General features: G+C 66.6%; 13 protein-coding genes and 1 tRNA gene. 4 read left to right on the top strand and 10 right to left on the bottom strand.

What is annotated here, in order from left to right:
• Window positions 1-8: 8 nt before the first annotated feature.
• From tatC to ACIQK7_RS12255, 7 genes are read right to left on the bottom strand one after another with little or no spacing between them, the layout of a single operon-like run.
• Entirely contained in the window at window positions 9-764 is a 756-nt protein-coding gene (tatC, locus tag ACIQK7_RS12285) for a twin-arginine translocase subunit TatC (protein ID WP_325208618.1), read from the bottom strand.
• 41 nt (window positions 765-805) lie between these two features.
• Window positions 806-1,006 (bottom strand): twin-arginine translocase TatA/TatE family subunit, encoded by a 201-nt coding sequence (locus tag ACIQK7_RS12280; RefSeq protein WP_325208617.1) that lies wholly within the window; start codon window positions 1,004-1,006, stop codon window positions 806-808.
• 41 nt (window positions 1,007-1,047) lie between these two features.
• Complete coding sequence (locus tag ACIQK7_RS12275) at window positions 1,048-2,049, bottom strand: helix-turn-helix transcriptional regulator (protein ID WP_403025250.1); 1,002 nt, start codon at window positions 2,047-2,049, stop codon at window positions 1,048-1,050.
• Window positions 2,049-3,047, bottom strand: coding sequence for a helix-turn-helix transcriptional regulator (locus ACIQK7_RS12270; RefSeq protein WP_403025247.1), 999 nt, complete (start codon window positions 3,045-3,047; stop codon window positions 2,049-2,051). Before ACIQK7_RS12270 ends, ACIQK7_RS12275 begins: the two co-directional genes overlap by 1 nt.
• Window positions 3,048-3,052: 5 nt before the next feature.
• Window positions 3,053-3,982 (bottom strand): FKBP-type peptidyl-prolyl cis-trans isomerase, encoded by a 930-nt coding sequence (locus ACIQK7_RS12265; protein WP_403025244.1) that lies wholly within the window; start codon window positions 3,980-3,982, stop codon window positions 3,053-3,055.
• A gap of 36 nt (window positions 3,983-4,018) precedes the next feature.
• Window positions 4,019-5,041 carry a tRNA (adenine-N1)-methyltransferase gene (locus tag ACIQK7_RS12260; RefSeq protein ID WP_403025241.1) on the bottom strand — a complete coding sequence of 341 codons (1,023 nt, stop codon included), beginning with the start codon at window positions 5,039-5,041 and terminating at the stop codon, window positions 4,019-4,021.
• Complete coding sequence (locus tag ACIQK7_RS12255) at window positions 5,038-5,718, bottom strand: HAD family hydrolase (protein WP_403025239.1); 681 nt, start codon at window positions 5,716-5,718, stop codon at window positions 5,038-5,040. The genes ACIQK7_RS12260 and ACIQK7_RS12255 overlap by 4 nt, the downstream gene beginning before the upstream one ends.
• Window positions 5,719-5,817: 99 nt before the next feature.
• Here ACIQK7_RS12255 and ACIQK7_RS12250 point away from each other — a divergent pair, with 99 nt between their 5' ends.
• The gene (locus ACIQK7_RS12250) at window positions 5,818-6,678 is read left to right on the top strand and encodes a PAC2 family protein (protein ID WP_403025236.1); all 861 of its coding nucleotides are present in this window, start codon (window positions 5,818-5,820) and stop codon (window positions 6,676-6,678) included.
• Window positions 6,679-6,691: 13 nt separating this feature from the next.
• Here the strand turns inward: ACIQK7_RS12250 and mshC are convergent, their stop codons facing one another.
• The 3 genes from mshC to ACIQK7_RS12235 are packed head-to-tail and all read right to left on the bottom strand — an operon-like array spanning window position 6,692 to window position 10,135.
• Window positions 6,692-7,924 (bottom strand): cysteine--1-D-myo-inosityl 2-amino-2-deoxy-alpha-D-glucopyranoside ligase, encoded by a 1,233-nt coding sequence (mshC, locus tag ACIQK7_RS12245; protein ID WP_403025234.1) that lies wholly within the window; start codon window positions 7,922-7,924, stop codon window positions 6,692-6,694.
• A 9-nt stretch (window positions 7,925-7,933) separates the two neighbouring features.
• Complete coding sequence (locus tag ACIQK7_RS12240; RefSeq protein WP_403025231.1) at window positions 7,934-8,788, bottom strand: undecaprenyl-diphosphate phosphatase; 855 nt, start codon at window positions 8,786-8,788, stop codon at window positions 7,934-7,936.
• A gap of 42 nt (window positions 8,789-8,830) precedes the next feature.
• Entirely contained in the window at window positions 8,831-10,135 is a 1,305-nt protein-coding gene (locus tag ACIQK7_RS12235; RefSeq protein ID WP_403025228.1) for a M20/M25/M40 family metallo-hydrolase, read from the bottom strand.
• A gap of 102 nt (window positions 10,136-10,237) precedes the next feature.
• Between ACIQK7_RS12235 and ACIQK7_RS12230 the strand changes: the two genes are divergently transcribed.
• From ACIQK7_RS12230 to ACIQK7_RS12220, 3 genes are all read left to right on the top strand, one after another.
• A tRNA-Leu gene (locus ACIQK7_RS12230) sits at window positions 10,238-10,322 on the top strand.
• Between the two features lie 156 nt (window positions 10,323-10,478).
• Window positions 10,479-12,431: an N-6 DNA methylase gene (locus ACIQK7_RS12225; protein ID WP_403025225.1), complete on the top strand. Its 1,953-nt coding sequence runs from the start codon at window positions 10,479-10,481 to the stop codon at window positions 12,429-12,431.
• Complete coding sequence (locus ACIQK7_RS12220) at window positions 12,428-13,798, top strand: hypothetical protein (protein ID WP_403025222.1); 1,371 nt, start codon at window positions 12,428-12,430, stop codon at window positions 13,796-13,798. The genes ACIQK7_RS12225 and ACIQK7_RS12220 overlap by 4 nt, the downstream gene beginning before the upstream one ends.

Here is a 13,798-nt window from a genome sequence, read left to right as displayed (position 1 = left end):
CTCGTCGATCACGTCATGGCCTCCTGGCCTGTCATGGCGTCGAGACGCCGGGCAGCGCGACGGTCGTGCAACCATGCGATCGCCGCAGCCGCGAAGTACAGCACGATCATGGCGCCCATCAGGATGAACATCGACACGACATCCGCTGCGGGCGTCGCGAGGGCGGCGAAGGTGGCGATCAGCACGATGGCGACGCGCCATCCGCCCAGGATCTGCTTTGCCGTGATGACACCCGCGACGTTGAGCAGCACGAGGAAGACGGGAAGCACGAACGCGATCCCGACGGCGATCAGGAGCTTGGCCGTGAAGTCGAGGTAGGTCTTGGCCTGCAGGAGGGATGGGGCATCCTCCGAGGCGAAACCGACGAGCAGCGTCACCATGTTGGGCAGCACCACCCAGCCGACGTAGCAACCGGCGAGGAACAACGGCACGGCCGTGAGGATGAAGCCCAGCGCGAGGCGCTTCTCATGTCGGTGCAGGGCCGGCATGAAGAAGGCCCAGATCTGGTAGAGCCAGACGGGACTCGCGATGATCAGCGCGACGATGAACGCGATCTGGAGCCGCGTGTCGAAGGCTTCCGTGACGTAGGTGTACGAGACATCCGCTGTGCGCCCCTGCTCCGCGGCGACGCGCTTGAGCGGTTCACGAAGCTGGCCCCAGACCCAGTCTGCGGTGAAGAAACCGCCCACCGCGCCGACCAGCACGGCCCCCGCGGAGATGAAGAGACGGCGTCGGAATTCGAGAAGGTGTTGGCCGAGGGACATGCGCCCCTCACGGTTCCGCGGCGCGCGCGAAGCCACGCGGCTCAGTTCTTCGGTTGCTTCTCGTCGGTCGACGCCTCGGCGTCGGCCGCGGAGGACTCGTTCTTGCTGGACTTGATCTCGCTCTTGAAGATGTTCATCGACTGGGCGACGCTCTTGGCCATCTGGGGCAGCTTCGGCGCGGCGAAGATCACGAGCACGATCAGGACGAGGATCAGTCCGGTCCAACCACCGAGGTTTGGCATGGGGCTCTTCTTTCGAGAGGGGTAACTGCAGTGCTTCGAGTCTACGTCACCGGGTCTGGGTTGCCCGTGTAGCGCGAGACGGCCGCGGAGGCCCATTCCGCGACGGCGGCGCGCGCATCCGAAGGGGCGACGACCCGTACCGTCGCAGACATCGCCGCTGCGAGCCGCTTGAGGCGATGGAAGTGGGGAACGCGGATGGTCGTGCGCACCCACTCGGGGTCGTCCGTCGGCTCGGCTGCGGCCGGGGAGAAGTCGGCGAGGAGCGGCAGGGCGGCTTTCGCGACCTCGAGCGTCACCTCGATGTCGTCGCGCGAACCCTCGAAGAGCGACTCCCCGAGCGTGATGTCCCGCGTGCGAAACGCGACCGGTTCGCCCGTCGAAGCGGGGTCGATCATGCGGTCGATGCGGAAGGTGCGCACCGACTCGCGCATGTGGCACCAGGCGCGCAGGTACCAGTCGTTGTCGAGCGACTCGACCCGGAGCGGGTCGACGATGCGGTGGCCCGCCTCGCCCTTCCAATCGATGTAGTCGAAGCCGAGCTGCGTGCCGTTGTCGACGGCGTCACGGATGACCGCCAGCACGGCGTTCGACTCGGTGCCCTCCACCGCGACGGGGCTCGGAGTCGCGGATGCCCCGCGCGAGAGCTTGGCCATGAGCGTCGAGATCGCGGTGCGGTCGGCATTCTCGGGAAGCCCCGAGAGGTACTGGAGGCCTGCGATGAGCGCGGCTGCCTCGCGCGCCGAGAATCTCGGTGAATCGTCGATCGCGACGAGGTTCGTGAGGAGGATCTCGTCGTTCTCCTCGAAGTCATCCCACGCGAGATCGAAGAGGTCCCCGTGCTGGTAGGTGCCGGTGTCGCCCGGGATTCCGGAGATCGCGATCAGTCGCACTGCATCGCGCACCTGCTCCTCGGGCACGCTGAAGTGGGTCGCGACATCCGTGACACTGACGCGACCGCGCTCCATGAGGTACGGCACGAGCACCAACAGGAAGGCGAGCTTGTCGCCGGCCTGCGGCGCCTTGGCGCGGGGCTTCTCTGCCATCAGGCTTCTCCCCCGCTCTTGGCGTGAGCTGCGACGACCCGCTCGAGTCGCTCCCGCACGGCCGTGGCCAAGGACTCGGGCTGCACGACGACCACCTCGGGGCCGAACTCGGCGAGTTCGTCGGCGAGGATCGACGCGTCGGCGAAGTGCAGCGTGATCTCATCGGCGGATGCGACGCTGCCGCGACGGCGAAGCAGCCGGGTCGCGGCATCCGAACCGGGCACGGCGCGCACGACCGCGGTGTTGGCGTTCCAGACCTTCGCGAGTTCGGCAAGGCCGATCGCCGCCTGGTCGCCGGCGGGTGGTGTGAAGCGGCGCGAGGTCACCGTGACGGGGCCGACGATGCGGCGGAGCAGGTAAGTGCGCACGTCATCCGTGCCTGGGATGCGCGAGTACAGGTGCCAGCGGCCTTCGTGCTGGAAGAGCGCGAGCGGCTCGACCGTGCGCGACGTGGGGGCGGTCATGCCCGGTCGCAGGTACGAGAAGGTCACCGCGGCACTCTTCTGGAGGGCACCCGAGAGCGGCTCGAAAGCGTCATCGCGGGCGCGCAGCCGCGGCGTGTACCCGAGCACGGGTTCCGCGGGCGTGAGGCCAAGCGAGCGCAACTTGAGCACGGCACGATCGGACTCCGCCGAGAGGCTGCCCTCGCGCCAGACCATCGACGCGAGGTGCAGGAGGGTCTCCTCCTCCGGCGTGAAGCGCACATCCGCCGGCAGTTCATAGCTGCCCTTGGGGATGCGGTAGCGAAGGTTCTGATTGTTGCCCGCCTCGCCGAGCGGTTCGACCGTCTCGAGCGGCACGCCGAGTTCGCGGATGTCGTCTTTGTCGCGCTCGAACTGGCGCTCGAGGTTCGCGTTGTCGCCGCCGGGGATGTATCGCTGGCGATACCCCTGCACGGTGGAGAGGATCTCCTGCTTGGTCAGCCCTGCCTCGGTCGCGAGCAGCGCGAGCACAAGGCTGAACAGCCTCTCCTCGACGGGAACACGACCTGACGCCATGGTGACTATTCGGCGATCCCGAGCACGTCGACGACGAAGATGAGTGTCGAATTTGCGGGGATCGAGGGGCTGGCCTGCTCGCCATAGCCGAGCTCCGGCGGGATCACAAGCAGCACCTGCGAGCCAACGTTCTGCCCGACAAGCCCGTCGAGGAAGCCCTCGATCAGCGCGCCCTCGCGAAGTTCGAAGATCGCGGGCTGCTTCTTCTCCCACGAGCTGTCGAAGACCTCTTCGTCGGCCCAGGTGACGCCCGTGTAGTGCACGACCGCCTTGTCGCCCTCCTCAAGGGCGGGGCCGTCGCCCTCCTTGAGCACCGAGATGACCGCACCTTCGGGCGCCTCGGCGTTGGGCACCGTGATGCCGGGTCGCCCGTTGGGCGCAAGGACCACGGCGGGGTCGCCGTTGTTGCCGGCACGCGTCGCGCCGTCGGCCTTGGGCAGGAAGGTGTCGAGCACGTCGACGATGAAGACGAGCGAATCCTCGGCCGCGACGCCGAGCTGCGGGATGGGCTGGCCCTGGTGCGTGTCTTCGGCAGTGCCGACGACCACGAGGCGTGAACCCTCACGGGCGCACTCGAGCGCCTCGGTCACGGGAGGCAGGGACTCGGATGCCGCGGCGAGCAGCACTCCCCCGTCGTAGCCGGTGTCCTGCAACACTTCACCCGTCGCACCGTTGACGATTGACACGTCGACGAGTGCGGGCTGCCCGGAGTCGAGTCGCTTGCCGTCGCCCTCGATGACCGTGCTGACCTCGGTCGCCTTCGCGATGACCGGGGTGGGCATGTCGACGCTCGGCGCCGTGCCGAGCGCGCCCTCGACCGTCACGACGGAGGAGGCGTCACCCGAGGGGAACTCGCAGTCGGCCGGCTGGGCGGAGCAGGCGGCCAGCGCCGGAATGGCGATGATGACGGTGAGCAGCGCGGGCAGTGTGCGCACGGATCCTCTTTTCATTGCGACGGGATTCTGGCAATTCTAGTTGGACGGGGCATGCGGGTCGGCATCCGAGGCGTCGCTCTCCGCAGCCGCCGCGGCGGCGAGCGCGTGCTCGGCGGCGGACTGTGCCTCCCGTGCCGTCTTGCGCAGCTTCTTGTCGCTGCCCCGGCGGTCACCGAGCGCGCCTGGCGTCCACAACTCGACGTCCTCGTCACTGAACTCGGTCTTCGAGACGCGGCGCTTGAGCTGCGGGAGCACCGTGCCGTCGGCGAGCTTGCGGGCGGTGAGCAGGAAACCCGTGTGGGCGACCATGCGGTGGTCGGGACGCACTGCGAGGCCCTCCACGTGCCATCCGCGCACCATCGTCTCCGAAGACTGGGGGTCGGTGAAGCGACCCGTCGCCCGAATCGCCTCGGCGACGCGCGAGAGCTGGGTGACGGTCGCGATGTAGCAGACGAGCACGCCGCCGGATTTGAGTGCGTCGGCGCAGGCGTCGAGGCACTCCCAGGGGGCGAGCATGTCGAGGATGATGCGGTCGACGGATGCCGACTCGGTGGTCTGCGGCAGCGCCTCAACGAGGTCGCCGACCGTGACGCTCCAGTTCTCGGGACGCCGCCCGAGGAAACTCGTGACGTTGCCCTGCGCGATCTCGGCGAACTCCTCGCGGCGCTCGTAGGACTTGAGGGTGCCGCTCTCGCCGATCCCCCGGAGGAGCCAGAGACTCAGGGCGCCCGAGCCGACGCCGGCCTCGACGACGGTCGCGCCGGGGAAGATGTCGCCGACCGCGAGGATCTGCGCGGCATCCTTCGGGTAGATGATGGCCGCACCGCGCGGCATCGACATGACGAAGTCGTTCAGCAGCGGGCGAAGCGCGAGGTATTCGTCACCGGAGGAGTTCGTGACGACGGAGCCGTCAGGCAGCCCGACGAGGGCATCGTGGTCGATCGTGCCGCGATGGGAGTGGAACACCTTGCCGCTCTCGAGGATGACCGTGTGCAGGCGAGCCTTGGGGCCCGTCAGCTGCACCTTGTCGCCGAGTCGGAAGGGGCCGCTGAAGCTCATCGGGGTGTCTCTTTCGTTCGTGTCGCCGCGAGTACCGCGGCCAGGTCGTCGGCACTGCGCCCGTCAAGCGTGGTCCAGAGGGTGTAGTCGTCGCTCTCCGAGAGGTGCACGTGGGCGGGTACCGCGATCGTCGCCATGCCGGAGGCGACCGCGGATGCCACACCCGTGGGCGAATCCTCGATGGCGATGCACTCGGCGGGGTCGAGCCCCAGCGTGCGCGCGGCGTGCAGGTAGGGCTCGGGATGCGGCTTGCCCTGGCTCACGAGGTCGCCCGTGATGACAGCGTCGAACGCCTGGAACCCGATCGACTCCGCCACGAGGTGTGCCATCTCGCCGTAGGACATCGTGACGAGGGCGGTCGGCACGTTGCGCTCCCGCAGCTCGAGCAGAAGCTCGCGTGCGCCGGGTCGCCAGGGCACAGCCACGCGGATCTGCTCGACGACACGGGCGTTGAGCCGGGAGACGATCTCCTCCGCGGGGAGGTCGACGCCGTGTCGCTGGAAGACCCGGGCTGCGTCGAGGAGGGCTGCGCCCACGATCTCGAGCGAGTCCTCGTGCGTCCACGGGATGCCGAACTCGGTGACGAGTTGCTCCTCGGCGGCCATCCAGTAGGGCTCCGTGTCGACGATCGTGCCGTCCATGTCCCAGAACACGCCGGAGGGAAGAGGTGAAGTCACCGATCGAGTCTATGCGGCGCGCGCTCGACTTCGGCCACTGCGCGTGAGTGTGGGCATCCGCCGTATCCTTGAACATTGACCACGACGGAATGGAGACGCATGCGAGACGACATCCTCGGCACGCGCGTGCTCATCGTCGCCTTCTCGGGGTGGAACGACGCGGGTGATGCGGCAAGCAACGCCGTCGCCGCCCTGAGGGACCTGCTCGAGGTCGATCCCGTCGCGGCGGTGGACCCCGAGGACTACTTCGACTACCAGTTCAATCGCCCCACCGTGCGCACGGATGAGGACGGCGCGCGCCGCATCGAGTGGCCGGGTGTGACGATCTTCGGCCCACGCGATCCGCTGGGCGATGTCTACCTCATGCTCGGCACGGAGCCCTCCCGCAACTGGAAGACCTTCGCCGCCGAGATCCTCGAGACGATTGAGGACCGCGAGATCGACACCGTGATCTTCCTCGGCGCCATGCTCGCCGACGTGCCGCACACGCGGCCCATCTCGGTGTTCGTCACGAGTGAGAACGCCGAGCTTCGCCAGGCGCTCGACCTGGAACGCAGCGCCTACGAGGGGCCGGTCGGCATCCTTGCGATCCTGGCGGATGCCTGCGAGCGGGCCGAGGTGCGCACCCTGTCGGTGTGGGCATCCGTGCCCCACTATGTGCACAGCGTGCCCTCCCCCAAGGCGACGCTCGCGCTGCTCGACAAGCTGCAGGAGCTCGCCGACATCATCGTGCCGCGCGAGGACCTCGAGGCCGAGGCCGCCGCGTGGGAGGACAACATCGACACACTCGCGGGCGAAGACGACGAGATGGCGTCGTACATCGCCCAGCTCGAGCAGGCGCGTGACACGGTCGACTCCCCCGAGGCAAGCGGCGAGGCGATCGCGGAGGAGTTCGAGAAGTACCTGCGCCACCGAGGTGATGGCGGCCGGGCCGATGGCCGCGGAGGCAACGGGCCCTGAGGTCGCTCCGCCGCTAGACCAGGCGGATGCCCAGCAGGGCGTCGATCGCGTCGACGAGCGCGCGCGTGGCAGGCTGTCCCGCCGCGACATGCGCATCGATCTGCTCGAGGGCGCGTGGCGTGTCGAGGTCGTGGCTGAGGGTCTCGCGCAACGTGGCGACCTTCGGGTCGGCGTCGACGGCGTCGCAGTCGGCTGCCCAGTCGCTCCAGCTGCTGAGGCGCACGTTGGCCCGGCGCACGTGCGCGTCGGTCCACTCCCAGTCGCTGCGATAGTGCTCCGAGAGGAGGGCGAGGCGGATGGCGCGCGGGTCGACTCCCGCCGCGACGAGCCGCGAGACGAGCACGAGGTTGCCGAGCGACTTGCTCATCTTCTCGCCCTGGTAGGCGACCATGCCCGTGTGGGAGTAGATCTCAGCGAGCGGCTCACCGGTGAGGGCGGCGACGTGGCCGGCGCTGAACTCGTGGTGCGGGAAGATCAGGTCGGAACCGCCGCCGTTGACCGTGATGGTCTCGTCGTGGCGGTCGAGCGCGATGACAGCGCATTCGATGTGCCAGCCGGGTCGGCCCCGGCCGAGCACCGAGTCCCACGCGGGCTCGCCTGCGCGTTCGGCACGCCACAGGAGCGGGTCGAGGGGGTCGCGCTTGCCGGCGCGTTCGGGGTCTCCCCCGCGCTCCGCTGAGAGCCGCATCATGGTCTCGCGGTCGAGTCCGCTCTCGCTGCCGAGCGACCAGGCGACGCTCGCCGCCGCAGCGCTGTCGAAGTAGAGGTCGTCGTCGGCATCCTCGCTCGGCACCCGGTAGGCGACGCCTGCCTGGAGAAGGCGCGCGACGGCATCCGCGACGTCATCGATGACTTCGGTCACACCGACGTAGTGCTGCGGCGGGATGACGCGAAGGTGCTGCATGTCGGAGCGGAAGAGGTCGACCTGGGAGGCGGCGAGCTCACGCCAGTCGACGCCCGTCGCGGCGGCGCGCTCGAGCAGCGGGTCGTCGACGTCGGTGATGTTCTGCACGTAGCGCACGTCTTTGCCGGCGTCGAGCCAGACGCGAACCAGGGTGTCGTAGGCGAGATAGGTGGCCGCGTGCCCCAGGTGCGTCGCGTCGTAGGGCGTGATGCCGCACACGTACAGCGAGGCGTGGGCGGTCGAGCATGCCCGCTTGAGGGTGCCCGTCGCCGTGTCGAAGAGTTCGGGGATCGGCCCTGTGCCGGCGAGGGACGGTACTGCGGGGTGGCTCCAGGACTTCACCCCTCCAGCCTAGATCGCTTCGATGACGCCCATTGACAGCAGCACGAGCAGCACGCCGCCGAGTGCGAGGCGGTAGATCACGAAGGGCAGGAAGGAGCGCTTGGAGATGTAGGCCATGAGGAACGCGATGACGGCCCAGCCGACACCGAAGGCGACGACGGTGGCGATGAGGGTCTCGAGCGGCCCGTAGACCTCGACGCAGGTCTCGACCGCGGGGTCGCAGGTGACGCCGTGGTAGAGCTCGTAGAAGCCGCTGCCGAAGACCGCGGGGATCGCGAGGAGGAAGGCGAAGCGGGCCGCGGCGGGTCGCGTGTAGCCGAGGGCGAGGCCGGCGCTCGTGGTGGCGCCCGAGCGTGAGACGCCGGGGATGAGCGCGAGCATCTGTGCGAGGCCGACGAGGATGCCGTCGCGGTAGGTCATCTCGCGCATCTCGCGCGTGCGGCGGCCCCACCAGTCGGCCGCCCACAGGAGGAGGCCGAAGACGATCAGCACGATCGCGACGAGCCAGAGCGAGCGGAAGACGGAGCGGATGTACTCCTGCGCGAAGAAGCCGAGGAGCACGATGGGGATGGTGCCGATGATGACGAGCCAGCCGAGGCGCACATCCGGGTCGTTCTTGGGGATGTTCTCGCTCGCGCGCCAGTGCCGGAACCAGCGCCCGATGATGCGGGTGATGTCTTTCCAGAAGTAGATGATGACGGCGGCTTCGGTGCCGATCTGCGTGATGGCGGTGAAGGTCGCGCCGGGGTCGGTCGCCGAGGGCAGGATCTCGCCGACGATGCGCAGGTGTGCGCTGGAGGAGATGGGGAGGAACTCCGTGAGGCCCTGGACCAGGCCGAGGATGATCGCCTCGATGAAACTCATGGAACTCCCTGTGATCCGGCGGCTGCGGGCGCAGCGACCGATCTAGTATTCCAGCAACAGATCCCTGAGTACGCGCCGCCCGAACACCAGCGAGTCGAGTGGCACTCGCTCGTCGACCCCGTGGAACATCCCCGGGAAATCCAGGTCGGCCGGCAGCTTGAGGGGCGCGAAGCCGAAGCCACGGATGCCGAGCTTGCTGAGTGCCTTGTTGTCGGTGCCGGCGGCCAGCAGGTAGGGCAGCACGGGCGCGCCGGGGTCGTGGCGTTCCAGCGTGGCCTTGACGGCGTCGACCAGGGAGCCGTCGAAGGTCGTTTCGGTGCCGACGTCGCGGAAGGACGTGACGACCTCGATGTCGGGGCCAACAGCATCCTGAATCGCGGCCAGCACCGCGTCTTCTTCTCCAGGGAAGGCTCGGATGTCGAGGGCCGCCTCGGCCGTGTCGGGGATGACGTTGTGCTTGTACCCGGCCGACAGCATGGTCGGGTTGGCGGTGTTGCGCAGGGAGGCCTGGATCCAGTTGGAGGCGGTGCCGGTCGCGAGGGCGAGCTCGTCGGGGCCGACGCGCTGCGGGTCGACGCCGAGGATGCGGGCGATCTCGCCCAGCAGCTGCTCGGTCGTGTCGGTGAGGCGAACGGGCCACTCGAGCTTGCCGACCTTGGCGACGGCTTCGGCGAGGCGGGTGATGGCGTTGTCGCGATGGATGCGCGAGCCGTGTCCGGCCGTGCCGCGGGCGACGAGCTTGGCCCAGATGAGCGCCTTCTCCCCCGTCTGCAGCAGGTAGGCACGCTTGTCGCCGACCGTGATGGAGTAGCCGCCGACCTCGCTGATCGCCTCGGTCGCACCCTCGAAGAGTTCCGGATGCTCGCGCACCAGGTAGCCCGAACCGAACACGCCACCCGCCTCCTCGTCGGCGAAGAAGGCGATGATGAGGTCACGGGCGGGTCGCTCCCCCGATTTCAGAATGTCGCCGAGCGCCGTGAGGATCATGGCGTCCATGTTCTTCATATCGACGGCCCCGCGGCCCCATAGCATCCCGTCTTTGATGACGCCCTCGAAGGGGTCGACACTCCAGTTGTCGGCTACCGCCGGCACAACGTCGAGGTGCCCGTGGACGACGAGCTTGCCCTTGCTCGCGTCGCGACCCTTCACATGGGCGATGACGCTCGTACGACCGGGTGCTCCTTCGAACATGAGCGGCTCGAGGTCGAGTTCGATGAGTTTCTGGCCGACGTACTCCGCGGCATCCGTCTCCCCATTGGAGCGACCTTCGCCGTAGTTGGTGGTGTCGAAACGGATCAGGTCGCGCGCGATGATGGCCGTCTCGTCGAGTTGCACCTCAGTCGTCATAGCTCCACGCTATCGCCCGCCGACGGTGGCGCGGCCGATGTGCAAAACGGGGTCTCGGATCGTGCTAAAGTCGTACCTCGTTGCGCAAGCAACAGACATCCGGTCCGGATGGCGGAATTGGTAGACGCGCTAGCTTGAGGTGCTAGTGCCCGTATAGGGCGTGGGGGTTCAAGTCCCCCTTCGGACACGAAACGAAATCCCCGAGTTTAGGCTCGGGGATTTTGTGTTTTCGGGGTCGTTTCGTGCCTGAGTTTCCGGTGCGGTGTGTGCGCTCTGTCACCGGTTACCGGCAGACTCGTGGTGTCGCGGTGTTCGGATCCGCGGCAATGGGGAGAGTCACGTCTTGAGTAACAACCACGCCACCTTCATCTGGTCGATCGCCGATCTGCTGCGAGGCAGCTTCAAAGCCCACCAGTACGGCGACATCATCCTGCCGTTCACCGTGCTTCGCCGTCTCGACGCCGTGCTCGCGCCGACGCAGAAGGCCGTGTTTGAAGCGGTCGAGCAAGCAAAGGCCGACGGCCTCCCGGTGCGGGCATCACTGCTGCGAAACAAGGCCGGTCACCAGTACTCGTTCTGGAACGAGTCGAGATTCGACCTGAAAACAGCGCTCGGTGACTCGGAGAACCTCGCAGCGAACCTGCTCGACTACGTCAACGGGTTCTCGGAGAATGTGAAGGACATCTTCGACAAGTACAAGATCTCCGACCGCATCGCCGAACTCGACGAGCACAACCTCCTCTTCCTCGTCACCCAGCGCTTCGCCGAGGTGGACCTGTCGCCGACGAAGGTGCCGAACGAGGAGATGGGTCACATCTTCGAGGAGCTGATCCGCAAGTTCGCGGAAGCCTCAAACGAGACCGCCGGAGAGCATTTCACCCCCAGGGATGTCATCGAGCTGATGGTCGACATCCTCCTCGCCCCCGAGTCGGACACCCTCGCGAAGGCGAATGTGGTGCGCTCCGTCTACGACCCGACGGCGGGCACCGGCGGGATGCTGTCGGTGGCGGAGGATCACATCCGCAGTGCCAACCCCTCGGCGACGTTGACGTTGGCTGGGCAGGAGATCAACCCGCAGTCCTACGCCATCTGTAAGGCGGACATGACGGTGAAGGGCCAGTCAGTGGACGCGATCGTCTTCGGCGACACCCTCCTCAACGACGGGCACGCCGGCCAGACGTTCTCCTACTGCCTCTCGAACCCGCCGTTCGGCGTCGACTGGAAGAAGCAACAGAAGGCCGTCACCGAGGAACACACCCTCCGCGGTTACGCGGGTCGTTTCGGCCCGGGTCTCCCCCGCGTCTCCGATGGCTCGATGCTGTTCCTTCTGCACCTGATCTCAAAGATGCGCCCCACCGCAGAGGGTGGCGGCCGCGCTGCGATCGTGTTAAACGGCAGCCCACTGTTCACGGGTGGCGCGGGGTCGGGCGAGTCGAACATCCGCAAGTGGGTGCTGGAGCGGGACCTGCTGGAGGCGATCATCGCCCTGCCGACGGACATGTTCTACAACACCGGCATCGCCACCTACATCTGGGTGCTCTCGACGAAGAAGAGCCCGGAACGTAAGGGCAAAGTGCAGCTCATCGACGGGTCCAAATTTTCCCGCAAGATGCGCAAAGGCCTCGGATCGAAGCGCAACGAACTGAGCGACGAAAACATCGCCGACATCGTGAAGCTCTACGAGCACTTCGGTGAGGCGGAGCAGTCGAAGACCTTTGCCGTCGAGGACTTCTTCTACCGCACGATCACGGTGGAGCGCCCGCTGCGCCTGAACTGGGCACTCACGCCGGAGCGGCTGGCGGTGGCGTGCGAGTCGAAGGCGCTCGCGAAGGTCGCCGCCGAGTGGACCCCGCTGGTCGAGCGTGTCGAGACCACTCCGATAGACCCAACAACGGATGCTGCAGCCTTTCGCCAGGCGGTCACTCAGGTGCTCACGGAGGCGGGTATAACGCTCAACACTCCCCAGCTCAAGGCCTTCATCGCAGCACTGTCGGAGCGCGACGAGAACGCCCCGATCGTCACTGGTGGGAAGGGCAAGCCGGACCCGGACCCGAGCCTGCGCGACACCGAGAACGTGCCATGGAACGAAGACATTCACGAATATTTCGAGCGCGAGGTAAAGCCCTTCGCGCCGGATGCCTGGATCGATGAGTCCAAGACAAAGGAAGGGTGCGAGATTCCCTTCACCCGCCACTTCTACAAATACGTACCCCCGCGTTCCCTCGAAGAGATCGACGCCGACCTCGACGCCGTCCTCGGACGCATCCGTGCACGACTCGAAGCGGTGAAGGCGTGAGCCTGCTTCTCTCGCCCGACCAGCTTCCAGGAGGGTGGGCGCTCGGCCGAATCAAGAATTCCATCGTCGACTCGCGCAACGGAATTTGGGGAGGCGACCCTGATGGTGAGAACGACATCCGATGTGTTCGGGTGGCCGATTTCGACCGTGCGATTCAACGGATACAAGACAGAGACGTCACCGTTCGCGCTGTGAGCGCTTCGGAGAGACGAGGGCGAGTCCTTCAGGCCGGGGACCTCTTGTTGGAGAAGTCCGGCGGCGGCGAGAAGTCACCGGTTGGGTTTGTCGTTCTATACGACAGGGCCGAACCGGCCGTCTGCTCGAACTTTGTGGCGCGTGTGGTTCTCAAAGAAGGCATGGACCCGCGTTACTGGACGTACGTGCATGGCGCGAACTATGCCTTGAGGGTAACCTCGCGTTCGGTGCGCCAGTCGACTGGCATCCAGAACTTGGACGAGACAAGTTACTTCAACGAAGTAGTCCCGTTCCCGCCTGCAGAAGCACAAATCGAGATCGCCAACTACCTGGACCGGGAGACGGCGGAGATCGACGCGTTCATTGCCGACCAGGAAGAACTCATCAGGCTGCTCACCGAGCGGCGTGCCGCGACGATCAGCCACGCCGTCACCAAGGGCCTCGACCCGACCGCCCCGATGAAAGACAGCGGAGTCGAATGGCTCGGCCAGGTTCCCCGCCATTGGAGTGTCACGCGGGTCTCGCGCTACTTCTCCGTAGTGCTCGGCAAGATGCTGGACGCGGGAAAGGTGGCCAGCGTGGACGCGACTGTTCTCCCCTATGTGCGAGCGGCGAATATTCAGGAGAGCGGCCTTGACCTGAAATCTGTAAACGAAATGCCCTTTACGCGAGCCGAGGTTCGGTCTCTAGACATTCGGCAGGAGGACCTCCTGGTGGTCGAGGGTGGTGCGGTTGGCGTGAACGTGCACCTCGCTGCGGGCATGCCCGGTTGGGGCTTCCAAAAGACGGTTAACCGAGTTCGGTCCAGCTCGCGCGCGGGGTCTACGAGGTTCCTTGGCTTCGCTTTGGATTCTCTTCGCTGGAACGGCGTCATCGACATGCTGTCGAACAAGTCCACTATCGCGCACCTGACGGCTGAGAAGCTGGAACGGATACTCTTGGCGTTCCCTCCCGCAGATGAACAAGCTCGCATCGTGCGTCATATTGAGAAGGCCATAGCCGAGGTGGATAGTGCCGCCGGCGACGCGCGGGAGGCCATCGCGTTGTCGCGGGAGCGGCGGGCCGCGCTGATCTCGGCGGCGGTGACCGGGAAGATTGACGTGCGCGAGTCCGCAGCGTTCCAGAATCGTCACAACCGTTCCAAAACTGACACATTCGAATCGGCGAGCTGA

The organism is Salinibacterium sp. GXW1014 (genome assembly GCF_044769865.1).
Lineage (GTDB): Bacteria > Actinomycetota > Actinomycetes > Actinomycetales > Microbacteriaceae > Homoserinimonas.
Note: the sequence above shows the minus strand (reverse complement) of the source record. Positions and strands in the feature narration are given on the sequence as shown.

Coding starts and splice junctions, on each gene's coding strand:
- tatC (WP_325208618.1), bottom strand. CDS start 764: ATGTCCCTCGGCCAACACCTTCTCGAATTCCGACGCCGTCTCTTCATC.
- ACIQK7_RS12280 (WP_325208617.1), bottom strand. CDS start 1,006: ATGCCAAACCTCGGTGGTTGGACCGGACTGATCCTCGTCCTGATCGTG.
- ACIQK7_RS12275 (WP_403025250.1), bottom strand. CDS start 2,049: ATGGCAGAGAAGCCCCGCGCCAAGGCGCCGCAGGCCGGCGACAAGCTC.
- ACIQK7_RS12270 (WP_403025247.1), bottom strand. CDS start 3,047: ATGGCGTCAGGTCGTGTTCCCGTCGAGGAGAGGCTGTTCAGCCTTGTG.
- ACIQK7_RS12260 (WP_403025241.1), bottom strand. CDS start 5,041: ATGAGCTTCAGCGGCCCCTTCCGACTCGGCGACAAGGTGCAGCTGACG.
- ACIQK7_RS12250 (WP_403025236.1), top strand. CDS start 5,818: ATGCGAGACGACATCCTCGGCACGCGCGTGCTCATCGTCGCCTTCTCG.
- ACIQK7_RS12240 (WP_403025231.1), bottom strand. CDS start 8,788: ATGAGTTTCATCGAGGCGATCATCCTCGGCCTGGTCCAGGGCCTCACG.
- ACIQK7_RS12235 (WP_403025228.1), bottom strand. CDS start 10,135: ATGACGACTGAGGTGCAACTCGACGAGACGGCCATCATCGCGCGCGAC.